The sequence below is a fragment of the Ligilactobacillus ubinensis genome (genome assembly GCF_024160875.1).
Lineage (GTDB): Bacteria > Bacillota > Bacilli > Lactobacillales > Lactobacillaceae > Ligilactobacillus > Ligilactobacillus ubinensis.
The window spans coordinates 15,601-30,598 of the sequence record NZ_JAIULA010000003.1 but is presented as its reverse complement, the minus strand read 5'-3'; the positions used below and the strand labels follow the sequence as shown (position 1 = coordinate 30,598).

Below are 14,998 nucleotides of genomic sequence, written 5' to 3'. Positions count from 1 at the left end.
TTTGAGCGTATATTTTGTTACTAAATATTTAGAGATAAAAAGAGTTCTAGACATTGAGGCGCATTTTGCTACGTTATTTGTCTAGAACTCTTTTTTAGATTGTGGTAGTGTCTTTTTTTAAACTATCGATTAAATTTACAGAAGGAGTAACCGAAATGGTTTGTTGACCCTCATAGATAACAAAACCAGGTTTTGCACCATTAGGTTTCCGTAGTTTTTTCACTTGAACATAATCGACTAAAACATTGCTTGAAGAACGTTCTTTTGAAAAATAGGCGGCTAAAGATGCAGCCTCAATTAAAGTTTGCTCACTAGGATGTTCCGTATTTATAATTACATGCGAGCCGGGAAAATCTTTAACATGCAACCACCAGTCTTTTTTTGCAGCTTTTTTTAAACTAAGGTGATCATTTTGTAAATTATTTTTACCAACAAATATTTTTGTACCATCACTAGCATAAAAAAGCTCAGGTTGACTAAGTTTTTGTTTGCGTTTGGTGTTTTTACCTTTCTGCTTTTTTAGATAACCTTCTTGACGTAATTCAAGATCAATATCTGGTAAATCTTTAGGTGTAGCTAATTCAAGTTGTGATTGAATATTTTCTAAATAATTAATCTCTGTTTTGGTTAATGCCATTTGCTCGTTTATAAATTTAACGGCATTACGTAATTTAGTATAGCGTTTAAAATATTTTTGAGCGTTTTGTGAAGGTGATAGTTGATTCGATAGAGTAATTTTTAGTGGCTTATCATTATCATAATAATTAGGCAAAGTAATTTCTTGCATTCCACGTTCTATTTTATACAAAAAGGTAGTAAGAATTTCGCCTTTAACTCGGTAGATATCTGCTTTATTGGTCGTTTGCAATTCTTTTGTCAATTTAGCCAGTTTTTTTCGATTCTTATTTAAATTTACTTTAACCGTATGGATTAGTTTTGTTCCTTGTTGCTGGACACGATCACGTGTGGCTTTATGGCGATAGAATGTGTCTAATAATTCACTTAATGAACTGAAGGTTTGCTGACTATTGTTTTCTAGTTGAGAATACGCAAAACATGAGAAAGATAGTTGCGGTTGTTCAACTAAAGTAGGCGTCGGTGTATCTAATTGCTGCCATAGATTTTTTAAAGTATCTGTGTCAACAGAATGCATATGCAGATAATCAGCAATATATAAAGCACTATCTGCTGCAATACCTTGGAATCTTTTTACTAATTGTTGTGCAAAGATTTCGCGATTGGGGTATTGACGAACCAATGCATTAATATCTTCTGCTTTTGTTGTTAAAGGGTTTTGTTTATCTTGCTTAGGTGGCGTACGATAAGTTGAACCAGGTAGTAAAGTTCGGTATCTATTTTGATCCATGCCAACATGTTTGATAGTATCAATAATTTTATTGCTTTGCTGATTAATTAAGATGAGATTACTATGCCTACCCATAATTTCAGAACTTAAAATGAGGGGCATCTGATCACCTAATTCATTTCGATTTGAAAAATAAAAATTCAAAATACGGTCATTCTCAGGTTGTTTAATTGAAATCAAACGGGCCCCTTCGAGATATTTGCGCAACATCATTGTAAATTTAGTAGGTACGGGTGGGTTGGTATAAGGAATCTTAGTAATCTGAACTCGCGCATACATCGGATGGGCAGACAATAAAAGTGGATAGTTCTTTCTATTCGCGCGAACAGTAATTATTATTTCATTTGGAAAAGGTTGTGAAATCCGCATAACACGACCTGAACTAAGTTTTTGATTAAGTTCATTTGCCATCGAATGGGTAAATAATCCGTCAAAGGACATGCTTCTCACTCGCTTTCTAAAAAGTCTTTGCGTTTAATTTTACCACAACAAATAAGCCATATTGCAACATTTACCTTATTTTATGCAATTAAATTTGCACTTTTGCTTTATTTCGTTCATAATCGAAAGAGAATTCTGTTATTTAAGTGCACTTGAAGTGTACTCATGCTAGAATGTATAAATATAGTATGTTATGATAATATTTGTGAAAATTAAAAAAAGTAGGTGCAAAAGTATATGAAAATTGCTGTTGTTACAGACAGTACGGCCTACCTTCCGCAGGAAACCGTAAAGAAATACGGGATTCGGGTCGTTCCGATTCCGTTTATTATTGACGGTCAGGTATATAATGAAGGCGTGGATATTACAACGGAAGAATTCTACACTAAGTTACGAACATCGGAAACATTTCCAAGTACATCACAGCCTCCAGTTGGTGAATTAATTAGTTTATATCAATCTTTACAAGATGAAGGATATGATGCTGTAATTAGTATTCATTTGGCAAGTACTATTTCAGGCTTATGTCAAACATTATATAATTTAGAAGAACAGCTTCCCGATATACAGCTAATGCCTTACGATTCACAGATTACGGTTATGTTAATGGGAAATCTTGTTATTGAAGCAGCGCGAATGGCGAAAGCGGGAGCTAACCTTGATGAAATAAAAATTCATTTAGATGAATTACGTAAAACAATTGATGAGTATTTTATTGTTAACGACTTACAAAATTTAGTACGCGGCGGACGCTTGTCTAATGCTTCAGCTTTTATTGGGAATGTTTTAAAAATTAGACCGATTTTAACTTTTGATGAAAAATCACATCAAATTGTTGCTTTTGAAAAAGTACGCTCTACAAAACGTGCGTTAAAGCGCGTTGAAGATTTGTTTTCAGAAGCTATGTCTAAAATTGATTATCCGGTGCGAATTTTAATTATCCATGCAAATGATGAAGACGCTGCTTTAAAGTGGCAAGCTAAAATTCAAAAGAAATATCCTGACTGTCAAGTTGATATAAGTTATTTTGGACCTGTAATAGGTACTCATTTAGGTGAAAAAGCATTGGCCTTAGCGTGGATGCGTGATATTGATAAGCAATAATTTTAATTATTTTTTGATTTAGAAACAATAGTTACACGCGTTTTTGCAATTTTTTAAAGTGGTGAGAATATTTTTTCTCACCTCTTTTTGAGGTCAAGTAGATATTATGACTCAAAGTTAAACATTGTTTTTTAATGGGGAGATTGGATAAAATGCATATTGATTTAGGATTAAAAGCAAGTGTAGCACCCGAGCAACTTAATAATAGATTGTTGTATAAACCCGATGTTTTTGAATTTTTTACTTCAGAAGAAGATTTTACGGCAGACGGTTTAAAGCGATTAGCTGCTGCAATTGAAAAAGTTAAAGCAACAGCAACTGATAAAATTGTTCTACATCATCCAATGCGCTATCAGAATGAGTTTACAGAAATTATCGCACCACAAAGTACCTTTCCAGAACTATATTACTTTATTGACAAAAGCACTAATGATTTATTGCAGTTAGCTTTTGATTACGATGTTCAAGTGTTAGTTCATGGTTCCTACTCAAGACATACAAATAATTTTATTGCATTATACCCGAATTTAAATAGTGCACAGCAAGCCGCTTTTTCACGCCTTGATAAATTTACTGCACTTGGTCAAGAACATATAATGTTTGAAAATTCAATTTCACCAATTTTTTATTATGGTGAGAAACAAGAAGATAGAAGTATTTTAGCTAGAAATTATCGGTTAGCATTTGATACATCGCATTGTTTTATTAAACAAAATGGATCAAATAAAGATTTATTAGCATCCTTAAAACGTCTTAGAAGTCAGATTGTTCACTATCATTTGGTTGATTCTATGGGTAAAAAGCATGATAGTTTGCCTTTAGGAAAGGGTAATATTGATTGGAAAAATGTATTGCCATTGTTAAATCCAAACGCAACAAGCATTTATGAAATTGTTTTAAAAGATCAAACAGATGCAACTGAGCAGCTACAAAGTCATGAATATTTGTTAAACTTAGCAAATAAACTTCATTTGTGATTAAAAATATTTTAAGAAGTCTAGAAAGTCTTTTTATCTGACTAATATCTGCTTAATATTGAGAGTATGAATTTAAAAAGGAGTGTACTCGATTTTGCTGAGCAAATTATTAAACATCTCCGTTGGGGTTTTAGGCATTATTTATATAGTTAATGATTGGATTTATCGATTTATCGTTAACCTTTTTGTATTTAAAGGTTATACAGTTAATTCGGCGCAAGAAATAACTGATAAGACGCATACTGTTTTTTCATTCATCATTTGTTTAACTGTTTTGATTGTTGTTATAGGTATGTTTGCTTTGTTAGAAAATCTAATCCATTTTTACTCTAGCTATTTTTTCATAAAACTTATCTTAGAGATTATGTGTATGCTAATGCCGTTTATGTATACACAAAAAAGTTGGTTTATCGTTTATGAACTTGTTTTTTGTGTGGTGTTTGGTATATATTTGTATTGCGTCAAGAAAATGGAGCAGTCTGTACATTAGATTGACTAAGGAGGATTTTTTCTGGTGGAAAGATTAAGAAGTATATTGAGTTGGGTATGGCCGATTGTTGTTGGATTATTGATTGCTGTTATTATAAAAACATTCTTTTTTTCAATGGTTAGAGTAGATGGGACATCAATGTACCCGAATTTACAAAATAATGAACGAGTAATGTTGTTTAAAATGGGAAAAATCAGACGTGGGGCGGTTATTGTTTTTGATGCCTATGGTGTTGATAAAGTATCTGGTAATGTTACCAAGAATACTAAATATGTAAAACGGATAATTGGTTTACCCGGGGATAAAATAGAGTATAAAAATAATGGTGATCTTTATGTAAATGGTAAATATCAATCACAAAGCTATATTACTAAAGCACAACGAACAACGGGTACATTAAATCTACAAAGATATGCAAAGGGCATTACGCTAGGCACAGGAAAAACCTTTACGGTGCCTAAAGGAAAGTATTTTGTTTTAGGAGATAATCGTGTTGTCTCGAATGATAGTCGCTATTATGGCTTTGTTCCAAAAACAAAAATACTAGGTGTTGCCAAAGTGTTCTTCTGGAACTCTAAAACTAAAGTAATAAATTCATTTTATCCAAGTAAATAAGTTTATGTAAGAGTCTAGGAAACTAGATTCTTTTTATGTTGCTACAATAAAAGTTCATTAGCCAATTGCTACTCTGTTTCGTTCTCTAATTAATGATTGTCGTTAATTGTCTTTTCTGTTAGAGTGAATTTATACTAACTAAATAATACAGAGGAAAGTTAATGATACGTAAAATAGTACGGGATGAATTTTTCTTATCTCAAAAATCAACGGATGCAACGAGCGCAGATATTGCGATAATTCAAGATCTTAAAGACACATTAGTAGCATATCAAAAGAACTGTGTGGGAATGGCAGCAAATATGATTGGCGTTAAGAAAAACATCATCATTGTTTCGCTAAACGTTTTTAATATAATAATGATAAATCCTAAAATCACTAAAAAACTTCAACCATATTTGACTGAAGAAGGGTGTTTGTCTCTTGATGGAGCCAGGCAGACTAAAAGATATTCTAAAATAGAAGTAGTATATTTAAACGATAATTTCAAAACGGTAAAACAAGTTTTTGCAGGTACAACCGCACAAATTATCCAACATGAAATAGATCATTGTAATGGAAAATTAATTTAAATAAAAAGATGACTACAATATAAATGAAATATGTTATAATGAATTTGTAATATTACTAGTGTTACATTAAAAGTTATAGGGGTGATGATCATGTATAAGCATATTTTAATTGGTATTGATGGTTCAAAGCAGGCAAAACAAGCATTCACAATTGGATGCTCTCTAGCAGAAGCTCTAAATGCAAAAATTAGTTTATTGTGGGTTATCAATCGTGATCGTAGCATGGATATTTCTTTTGGTGCATCTGAAGACTTTTATCGTGAACAAGCACAGTATGCGCGCGAAAATCTCCAACCGTATATAAAAGAAGCAACTGACAAAAAGCTAACTGTAAGTGAGAATGTTTTAGTCGGTAACGCCAAAAATATTTTAGCAGACACTTTTCCAAAAGAAAATGGAATTGACCTGATTGTAATTGGTCAAACTGGTATGAATAATATTGAAAAACTGGTCGTAGGCTCACACACAAGTTATGTAATTCGAAATTCAGCTTGTGATGTTTTAGTCGTTAAATGATTATACAGTAATAAATAAGATTCGAAATCTTGCAATATGATTTCGAATCTTATTTTATATGGATTTATTGCTATTTGCTTAACTTCACCGGAAATTTATTTTTTAAAAGATTAAATAGAACTACAACGGTATATACACCAACTAAACGGTCACAGTAGTCAGTGATTACTTGAACTAGTAAAATAGCTAAAAATTTATTAACGCCAATACCAGCGAGAATTTGAACTAGGATGTTTGAACCAGATGAAGTAACACCGTGAAATAGATAGTAAGTAATTGCAGTACTGAAAACTGTTCCAGGCACAGAGATTAGAAAAGCAACCCACCAGACATTTTTAACGTCATTAGCCAAAATACGACGATATAACAATCCTGCAACTAAACCAATAACTAACTGTACAGGAATATAATAAAGTGAAATCATGTCGGTTGTGAGACCAACAAAAGTTCCCGTCAGTAGTCCAGTAATCATACCACCAAGTGGTCCCAATAGTGCGGCTGAAAGAATAGTCCCTATTGTATCCAAATAGATTGGTAATTTTAGCATTAACGCAAGATTACTACCAACAATATTGAGGGCAATACAAAGACCAACAAGTGTAATAACTCTAGGGCTGATAATTTTTTTATTCATGTGTAGACCGTCCTTTTTTAACCATAATTTGAGCTAAGGTTTGAGTTAGTTCAGGCTCCTTAGCTGTTGCGATTCTTTCTAAAAACATGTGCATAAATTTAAAATCATCAACTTTTGTCAAAATATGACTGTTTGTAACATGCTTAAAAATGTTTTGAGCATCTACAATGGACTGGCCCAATGAAATACCTATGGTTTCGATTTGTGTATAAGCATCAAACCCTTCACAAAGTGTTGGTGTTATTGCATAAGCGATTGCTAGTGGATCATTAATCACACAGCCAATAACTTTTTCTTGTTGCCAATGAAAATCGAAATAAAAACGAGTAATAGCACGAATAAAACTTCCCATTTTTGGATTAATCGCGCAGATATACTCTAAAATATTCGGTGTTAATACAATTTTACGGGTGACATCTAAACCTACCATAGTTATTTTGCAAGGTAAAGATGAATAAACATAGTTTGCTGCATCTGGATCACACCAATAATTATATTCAGCAACAGGGGAACAATTTCCATAAGACTTGTATGCTCCACCCATTGAAATAAAATTTTTTAGGCTTTTCCAAGCAGTAGGTTGCTTTTTTAAAGCTATTGCAATATTAGTCAAAGGCCCAATTGCAATAATTGTCAAATCAGGATACTGTATCAAACTTTGATTTATAAAATCAATCGCTCCTGATTTTGCGTAAACATTTGTGACTGCAGGAATATTTGTTTCACCTAAACCATCGACCCCATGTGTGTCTTGGGCACTTATATAATCACGAATAAGCGGTTTTTTTGCTCCTATATATACAGGAATATCCAAACGTTTGCCTAAACGTAATATTTTTAAAGCATTATCTGCACCCAAACTGACAGGAACATTACCACATACGATGGTTATACCAATAACATCCAGTTCAGGCGAGTTTAGAGCTAAAAGCAACGCCAGACTATCGTCTATTCCTGGGTCACAATCAATAATTACTTTTTGTTTGGCACTCATTATTTCTTACCTCCTTAGAGATTCTTAGTTTGTTATACTGGGAAGTTTTCGAACCAGTCCAAGTAAAATTACTTGATTTAAATAAATGCACTATTTTAGTATACCAAATATAAAAAAGCATTCCAGAATAATATTAGCGGTATCGAACTTTTGAATACATATAGCATTTTAAAAGTAAGTAAGCATAATCTTTGCTAAATATATATTGCGTGCTATATAATTAGAATGTAGTAAAATTTATTTATATTTTATATTTAAGGAGTGGTTTTTATGTTTCATTGGTTATGGGTACTAATTATAGGAGCGGTTATAGGGGCGGTTGCTGGTGCAATTACGAGTAAAGGTAAATCAATGGGCTGGATTGCAAATATAATAGCTGGTTTAATTGGTTCTTCTGTTGGGGAAGCTATTTTAGGCTCATGGGGTCCGCATTTAGCTGGAATGGCAATTATTCCGTCAATCATTGGGGCGGTAATTGTGGTAGCGGTTGTTTCTTTTATTTTCGGAGTAGCAAATAAATAGGAGGGTTGTGGATATGATATCTTCAATTTTAAAATTCGCATTGGCTTCAACTTTGATTGTAAGTGGTGTTTTAGTCGGAGGGACTATATTTACTGCCAAAAAAATTGATACTATTGGTGATAAGCTACAAGATAAAATACATTGAAGAAGAAAGATGAGTCTGTAATAAAATGATAACTTTAGTTGGCTTAACATCTATAGAACAAATACGCTAAAAAAGATTGAACTCGAAAAAGTTCAATCTTTTTTTGTGACATAATATCGATGTATAAGAATTTGAATTTTATTTTAAAATTCAAGTTGAAACGCTAATCATTCTAGCTTAGTATTTAAGATATAAATATCTTTAATTTGGAGGATTTAATGGCTAGTCTAGCAACAGAACAAGAAGCACTTTTTTTACTAAATGAATTACATATTAATTATCAGCTGATTGAACATCCCGCTATTTGGACAATGGATGATCCCAATAGTCCTGCAGGATTAACAGAAGTTAAAAATTTGTTTTTAAAAGAAAAAAAGACAGAGCATTATTTTTTGTATCTAACAACTGATAAAAGAGTCGATTTTAGAAAGTTAGCGCAACAAATTAATCTTAGTCAAAAGAAATTACAGTTTGCCAAAGAACCTGAACTAAAATCAATATTACATGTTATCTCAGGAATGGTAACACCGCTCGCATTGATGTATGATACTGAAAAAAAAGTACAAGTTCTCTTAAGCAATGAATTAAAGAAAATAGAGGCAATTCCAATTCATCCCAATACTAATACAGCAACGGTACTAATCACCTTTCAAGATTTGAATCTTGTTTTGAATAGATTAGGGTATGTCCCACAATTAATTGAACCTTGCTAAAAGTAACCAATAGGAGGTTAGCTTATGCATATCGGATTTTACAGTTCTTCTACACCAATTACTGCAATTTCACAACAACGTTTTGAACGGGCCAAAAGATTTTTAGCTGCTAAAGGTGTTGCTCTTACTGCAGGCAGTTTAACAAAGAAGAGTGACTTTTATCGTTCAGGAACAATTCGTCAGCGTGCCAATGAAATTAATGAGTTAATTTACAATCCTGAAATTGATGTAATTATGTCTACTATCGGAGGAACCAATACTAATTCAATTCTACCCTATATAGATTATGAGTATTTAAAGCACCATCCCAAAACATTTGTTGGTTATTCTGATACAACAGCGTTATTATTAGCAATTAAAAAAATGGCGCCTACTTGCCGTGTTTTATATGGACCTGCCTTAGTTGCTTCATTTGGAGAATCAGAATCATTTGTAGAAGAAACATGGGCAGCATTTTACAAGGTTTATTCTGCTACATACAATACAGTTGTAGAGTTAACAGCACCCAGATTTTGGTCTGATGATCAAGCAAATTGGGAAGAATATGAACATCAGAAAATTAAAAAAGTTAATGCATGGCATGCTATTAATTGTTCAACATTAGAGGGTAGAGTTATAGGGGGAAATTTAAATACAATTTATGGTATTTTAGCTTCTAAATATTTCCCAGACTTAACAAATGATAATATTTTATTTATTGAGGATGCCGAAAAAGATGCAGCTACAATTGAAAAAAACTTTGCGATGTTAAAAAATGCAGATATTTTCACTAAAGTAAAAGGAATCGTGCTGGGCAAGCATGCATTATTTGATGATTTAGGCTCTAAAAAACAACCAATAGATATTTTGCAAGAAGTGCTTAATGACACTACTATGCCAATAATTTATAATTATGACAGTTGTCATACAATTCCAATGTTAACAACTCCATTAGGTGCACGAGCTATTTTTAATGCGACTAAGATGAAGGTTGAATTTTCAGATTTTTAATGAAAACATATAAGATTAACTTTAGGAGAAGTAATGGAAATAAAAAAATTAACAGCGACAGAAGCAACAGCATTTTTAACTTTTTTGCGTCAGTTAGACTATGAAACAAACTTCATGTTATTCAACCCTGATGAAAGACGAACAACTAATTTAGAAATGCAACAACAAATTGTAGAGACATATCAACAAAATGGAGTTATTTTAGTTGCACAAGATAAGAATAATATTCTCGGTTTTATCAGTGCTACGCGTAGTAATATGCAAAAAATAAAGCATATTGCTTATATAGTGATTGGGATTAGAAAAAAGTTTCGTCATCAGGGAGTAGGAAAAAAATTATTTGAAGAGTTGTTTAAATGGGTTTTTCAGAATCAAGTTACAAAATTAGAACTAACCGTTATGGTTAATAATCTAGTGGCATTACATTTATATCAACAAAACGGTTTCGAAATTGAAGGATGTAAAAGAAATTCGATTTTCCAAGAAGGACATTATATTGATGAGTACTACATGGGGAAAATTATTTCAAACTAATTACATTTTTAAAAAGAGGATCAATATGGCGATAATACTTAAAAAATTAACACAAACCGAAGCTCAAATGTTTTGGGAATTAGCGTTTAGTGATATTAATGCAGAATGGACTAAATGGAATGGTCCATACTTTCATGACAAATTACCAAATAAAAAGGAATTTTTACAAAATAATATTCCAAATAGTTATCTAAATAATCCTTTAAAAAAAGTGATTTGGTTAGATGGAAAAATGGTGGGGATGGTTTCTGCTTATTTTGAAGATGGCAAGTTAGAAAAGTGGCTAGATGTTGGAATTTGTATATATAAGCAAACTAATTGGCATAAAAATATCGGTTATCAAGCACTAACCTTATGGATAACTGAATTGTTTGAAAAAACAAATTTGCCACATATTGGATTAACTACATGGTCTGGAAACTACCGGATGCTTGGTTTAGCAGAAAAGTTAGCATTAAAAAAAGAAGCCCAAATAAGAAAAGTTCGCTATTGGCAAGGACAATATTTTGATTCTGTTAAATATGGTGTTTTACGTGAAGAGTGGCAAAAAGATAATGTATGATCCTTATCAATATCGAGGCAAAATAATGAAAAATATTTTTATTTTAATTAGAGGTAATTCAAGTAGTGGTAAGACTACATTAGCTAAATGTTTGCAAAAACATTTTGGGACACATCAATGTTTGTTATTACAACAAGATGTGTTGCGACGTGAAATTTTGCATGCACATGATACTGTGAATACTCCCGCAGTTGATTTAATTGACACGCTAATTGGATTTGGTATCAAACACTATCAAATTATCATTCTTGAAGGTATTTTACGTAAAGATGTTTATGGCTCAATGTTAAAAAGAAATTGTCAAAAATTTGGATCAAATGCCCTAGTTTATTATTTAGATATACCTTTTAAAATGACGCTAGCTCATGATAAACAAAAGTCGGTTTCTTTTGGAGAAGATCTTCTCAACGATTGGTGGATTGAAAATGATGTCTTAAGTGATAATGACCAAAAAATTAACTGAGAATACTCTTGGAAATCTATATACAAAAATTTTGACCGATGTAAATTTAGTTTATAAGGTGGATTGAATAGCTTAATGGAATATGAGATACCAACTAAAATTAAAAATATAATGCAAACAGATACGGTAAAAACAGCTAAAGCTTTATTAGGAATGAAATTAATTTTTAATAACCAACTATTAGGAAAAATAGTCGAAACGGAAGCTTACTTAGGAAGTAAAGATAGTGCTAGCCATAGTGCAGGAGGACATAGAACACCTAAAAATGAAGCTATGTATTTATCTGCAGGGCACTGGTATGTATATCAAATCTATGGATATAATATGCTTAATTTTGTAACTAGGCCGGCTAATATTGCTGAAGCTGTGTTAATTCGAGCTCTTGAAATACCCGGTGGCAAATGTATAGCAAATGGGCCAGGGAAATTAACTAAAATGGCTGAAATAACACGCCAACTTAATGGTGAAGATATTATTAGTTCAAATTTACAGTTAAAAATCGGATCTATTCCTAAGAAAATAGCTTCGCGCTCAAGAATAGGGGTTACATGTACAGATTCATGGAAAAATAGACCTTTATGTTTTTATGTTGTAGGGAATCAACATGTATCAAAAATAGCAAAGCAAAATTTTATTTCTGATGATCAAACGTGGCTAAATTAATATAAAAAATGTAGAATATAAACAAGCTATTCATTAATGAATAATTATTTTTATTTGTTATATGGCAGATTACTTACTAAAAGTTGTATAATGACTTTATTCTGTTTTATTTAGGAGGATATAATGACTGAAATAACACGTTTTTATGATTCATTTCAACCCGAAAATTATGATATTTTCTTAGATATTAACCGGCAAGAAAAAAAAATAACGGGTAAGACAACCATTACAGGTTTTGCAAAACAAGCCTCTATTTCAATTCATCAAAAGGATTTAAAAATTACGCAGGTTGAATCTAGTGAGCAACAATTAGCATACACGATAGATAATATTGCAAATGCTGTACAAATTGAATTGCCAAAAAGTGGTGAGACCATCTTCACAATTAGCTATACAGCACCTCTAACAGATACTATGATGGGAATATATCCTTCCTATTATGAAGTAGCTGGTGTCAAAAAGCAGATTATTGGAACTCAATTTGAAACTAACTTTGCACGTCAAGCTTTTCCTTGTATAGACGAACCAGAAGCTAAGGCAACATTTAATTTAGCAATTAAATTTGATGAACATGCCGGAGAAACTATTTTAAGTAATATGCCTGAAATAAAAAATGAAGCAGGTATTCATTACTTTGAAAAAACAGTTAAAATGTCAACTTATTTAGTAGCGTTTGCATTTGGTGAACTACAAAGTAAAATAACATCAACTAAAAGTGGCGTTAAAATTGGTGTTTTTGCTACTAAAGCACATCAAGCACATGAACTTGATTTCGCCTTAGAAATTTCTAAAAAAGCAATTGAGTTTTATGAAGACTTCTACCAAACACCATATCCATTGCCACATTCATGGCAATTAGCTCTTCCAGATTTTTCAGCAGGAGCAATGGAAAACTGGGGGTTAGTAACATATCGAGAAGCCTACTTGCTATTAGATCCTAAGAATACTGCATTGGATACACAAAAACTAGTTGCTACTGTTATTACTCATGAACTTGCCCATCAATGGTTTGGTGATTTAGTCACGATGAAATGGTGGGACGATTTATGGTTAAATGAAAGTTTTGCTAATATGATGGAATATGTTGCTGTAGATGCAATTAAACCTGAATGGCGAATTTGGGAAATGTTTCAAGAAACAGATGTTGCAGCAGCGCTACAACGCGATGCAACTGATGGAGTGCAACCAGTGCATGTTCAAGTAAATAATCCTGCTGAGATAGATGCCTTATTTGATAGTGCAATTGTTTATGCTAAAGGTGCTCGAATGTTAGTCATGGTGCGCGCCTTAATTGGTGATAATGCTTTACGTACTGGATTAAAGCATTACTTTGCTGCTCATCAATATGCAAATGCAACTGGAGACGATTTATGGACAGCTCTTGGTGAAGCTGCTGGAATAGATGTTGGCTCTATCATGCGCTCATGGCTGGAGCAACCAGGCTATCCAGTCGTTGCAGTAACTGTTGAAGATGGACAATTAACTTTAACGCAAGAACAATTCTTTATTGGTGAAGGAAAACTTGCTGATAGAAGTTGGCCAATCCCATTACATGGAAATTATGCGGATGTTCCAACAATCATGCAAGAAAAGCACCTCGTTTTAGGTGATTATCAAAAACTTCGCGAAACATATGCTAAGCCTTTTAGAATAAATGTTGGTAACGATTCACACTTTATTGTTAAATATGATGATGTTTTATTGAATGACATCTTAGATAACATTGAAAAGTTAGATGCAATAGCACAGTTGCAGTTACTGCAAGACTTGCGTTTATTAGCAGATAGTCGGCAAATATCATATGCAAAGATTGTACCTTTATTGTCTAAGTTTAAAGATAGTCATTTCTCAATTGTTAATTCGGCATTATACCAAACAGCCAATAATTTGAAAAAATTTGTTGAGCCTAATACCATAGAAGAAAAGCAACTACAAAAATTCTTTGATCAATTGAGTCAAAGAGCTGTCAAACGCTTAGGTTGGCAATCAGCACCAAGTGAATCTGATGATGATAAGTTAACACGGCCTTATGTTTTAAGTGCGGCTTTATATGCTAAAAATAAAGAAGCTATTGCCGCTGCACATGAAATATTTGGTAAGCAGGCTAACCTAATTGATTTACCCGCTGCAACACGTGCTTTAGTTTTAGCTAATGAAATAAAACACTTTGGAAACAAGGCTCTATTTGACCAATTACTGTTAGAGTATGTTAAAGCAACTGATGCTAGTTATAAAGCTGATTTAAGTGCTGCACTAACAAGTACATCTGATTCTGAACTGATTAGTCAATTAGTTGAAAAATTTGAAGATGTAAATACGATTAAACCACAGGATTTAAGGGCATGGTATTATCGTACTTTAGCTAATAGTGATGGACAGCAAATTGCCTGGGATTGGATCCGTAATAACTGGAGTTGGCTTGAAGCTAAAGTTGGTGGTGATATGGAATTTACAACTTATATTACTGTAACAGCACGAGTCTTTAAGAATGCGCAAAGATTAGTAGAATTCAAAGAATTCTTTGAACCTAAGATCAACACTCCTGGGTTAACACGTGAAATCCAGATGGATATCAATATTATTAGCAGTCGGGTTGCTTTAGTAGAAGCTGAAGCAATATCCGTAAATACAGCGGTTGCTAAACAAGTCAAGTAAAAATAATCATTAAAAAGCCGAGCTAGTTATGTAGCATGAAGA

At 32.6% G+C, this 14,998-nt stretch carries 18 protein-coding genes and 1 riboswitch; of the genes, 15 read left to right on the top strand and 3 right to left on the bottom strand.

Going from position 1 to position 14,998, the window contains the following annotated elements; genetic code table 11:
- Positions 1–94: 94 nt before the first annotated feature.
- Complete coding sequence (locus tag LB941_RS02135) at positions 95–1,807, bottom strand: Rqc2 family fibronectin-binding protein (RefSeq protein ID WP_253359107.1); 1,713 nt, start codon at positions 1,805–1,807, stop codon at positions 95–97.
- Between the two features lie 237 nt (positions 1,808–2,044).
- Here LB941_RS02135 and fakB point away from each other — a divergent pair, with 237 nt between their 5' ends.
- From fakB to LB941_RS02105, 6 genes are all read left to right on the top strand, one after another.
- Positions 2,045–2,911 carry a DegV family protein gene (gene fakB, locus LB941_RS02130; protein ID WP_253359106.1) on the top strand — a complete coding sequence of 289 codons (867 nt, stop codon included), beginning with the start codon at positions 2,045–2,047 and terminating at the stop codon, positions 2,909–2,911.
- A gap of 152 nt (positions 2,912–3,063) precedes the next feature.
- Entirely contained in the window at positions 3,064–3,888 is an 825-nt protein-coding gene (locus LB941_RS02125; protein WP_253359105.1) for a TIM barrel protein, read from the top strand.
- A gap of 94 nt (positions 3,889–3,982) precedes the next feature.
- Positions 3,983–4,378, top strand: a complete 396-nt coding sequence (locus LB941_RS02120) for a hypothetical protein (protein WP_253359104.1) — start codon at positions 3,983–3,985, stop codon at positions 4,376–4,378.
- A 24-nt stretch (positions 4,379–4,402) separates the two neighbouring features.
- Entirely contained in the window at positions 4,403–4,993 is a 591-nt protein-coding gene (lepB, locus tag LB941_RS02115) for a signal peptidase I (RefSeq protein WP_253359103.1), read from the top strand.
- Between the two features lie 161 nt (positions 4,994–5,154).
- Positions 5,155–5,565 carry a peptide deformylase gene (locus tag LB941_RS02110; protein ID WP_253359101.1) on the top strand — a complete coding sequence of 137 codons (411 nt, stop codon included), beginning with the start codon at positions 5,155–5,157 and terminating at the stop codon, positions 5,563–5,565.
- Between the two features lie 90 nt (positions 5,566–5,655).
- A complete protein-coding gene (locus tag LB941_RS02105; protein WP_253359100.1) occupies positions 5,656–6,081 on the top strand; it encodes a universal stress protein in 426 nt (141 codons plus the stop codon).
- A gap of 70 nt (positions 6,082–6,151) precedes the next feature.
- Here LB941_RS02105 and LB941_RS02100 read toward each other — a convergent pair whose 3' ends face one another.
- Together LB941_RS02100 and LB941_RS02095 are read right to left on the bottom strand one after the other, a co-directional pair.
- Entirely contained in the window at positions 6,152–6,715 is a 564-nt protein-coding gene (locus LB941_RS02100) for an ECF transporter S component (protein ID WP_253359099.1), read from the bottom strand.
- Positions 6,708–7,709 carry a nucleoside hydrolase gene (locus LB941_RS02095; RefSeq protein ID WP_253359098.1) on the bottom strand — a complete coding sequence of 334 codons (1,002 nt, stop codon included), beginning with the start codon at positions 7,707–7,709 and terminating at the stop codon, positions 6,708–6,710. The genes LB941_RS02100 and LB941_RS02095 overlap by 8 nt, the downstream gene beginning before the upstream one ends.
- A gap of 18 nt (positions 7,710–7,727) precedes the next feature.
- Positions 7,728–7,772, bottom strand: a riboswitch (PreQ1 riboswitch).
- Between the two features lie 207 nt (positions 7,773–7,979).
- On the opposite strand from LB941_RS02095, the gene LB941_RS02090 reads away from it, so the two are divergent.
- From LB941_RS02090 to LB941_RS02055, 9 genes are all read left to right on the top strand, one after another.
- Positions 7,980–8,231 carry a GlsB/YeaQ/YmgE family stress response membrane protein gene (locus LB941_RS02090; RefSeq protein WP_253359097.1) on the top strand — a complete coding sequence of 84 codons (252 nt, stop codon included), beginning with the start codon at positions 7,980–7,982 and terminating at the stop codon, positions 8,229–8,231.
- A 13-nt stretch (positions 8,232–8,244) separates the two neighbouring features.
- Positions 8,245–8,376: a hypothetical protein gene (locus LB941_RS12520; protein ID WP_275979981.1), complete on the top strand. Its 132-nt coding sequence runs from the start codon at positions 8,245–8,247 to the stop codon at positions 8,374–8,376.
- 218 nt (positions 8,377–8,594) lie between these two features.
- Positions 8,595–9,089 (top strand): YbaK/EbsC family protein, encoded by a 495-nt coding sequence (locus tag LB941_RS02085; protein WP_253359096.1) that lies wholly within the window; start codon positions 8,595–8,597, stop codon positions 9,087–9,089.
- A 24-nt stretch (positions 9,090–9,113) separates the two neighbouring features.
- Positions 9,114–10,079, top strand: coding sequence for a S66 family peptidase (locus LB941_RS02080; protein WP_253359095.1), 966 nt, complete (start codon positions 9,114–9,116; stop codon positions 10,077–10,079).
- Positions 10,080–10,112: 33 nt separating this feature from the next.
- Complete coding sequence (locus LB941_RS02075; protein ID WP_253359094.1) at positions 10,113–10,613, top strand: GNAT family N-acetyltransferase; 501 nt, start codon at positions 10,113–10,115, stop codon at positions 10,611–10,613.
- Between the two features lie 25 nt (positions 10,614–10,638).
- Positions 10,639–11,175, top strand: coding sequence for a GNAT family N-acetyltransferase (locus LB941_RS02070; RefSeq protein ID WP_253359092.1), 537 nt, complete (start codon positions 10,639–10,641; stop codon positions 11,173–11,175).
- A 25-nt stretch (positions 11,176–11,200) separates the two neighbouring features.
- On the top strand, positions 11,201–11,638 hold the full coding sequence (locus LB941_RS02065; RefSeq protein ID WP_253359090.1) for a P-loop NTPase family protein: 438 nt from the start codon (positions 11,201–11,203) through the stop codon (positions 11,636–11,638).
- Between the two features lie 75 nt (positions 11,639–11,713).
- Positions 11,714–12,301, top strand: a complete 588-nt coding sequence (locus LB941_RS02060; protein ID WP_253359089.1) for a DNA-3-methyladenine glycosylase — start codon at positions 11,714–11,716, stop codon at positions 12,299–12,301.
- A 123-nt stretch (positions 12,302–12,424) separates the two neighbouring features.
- Entirely contained in the window at positions 12,425–14,956 is a 2,532-nt protein-coding gene (locus LB941_RS02055) for a M1 family metallopeptidase (RefSeq protein ID WP_253359087.1), read from the top strand.
- Positions 14,957–14,998: the final 42 nt, after the last annotated feature.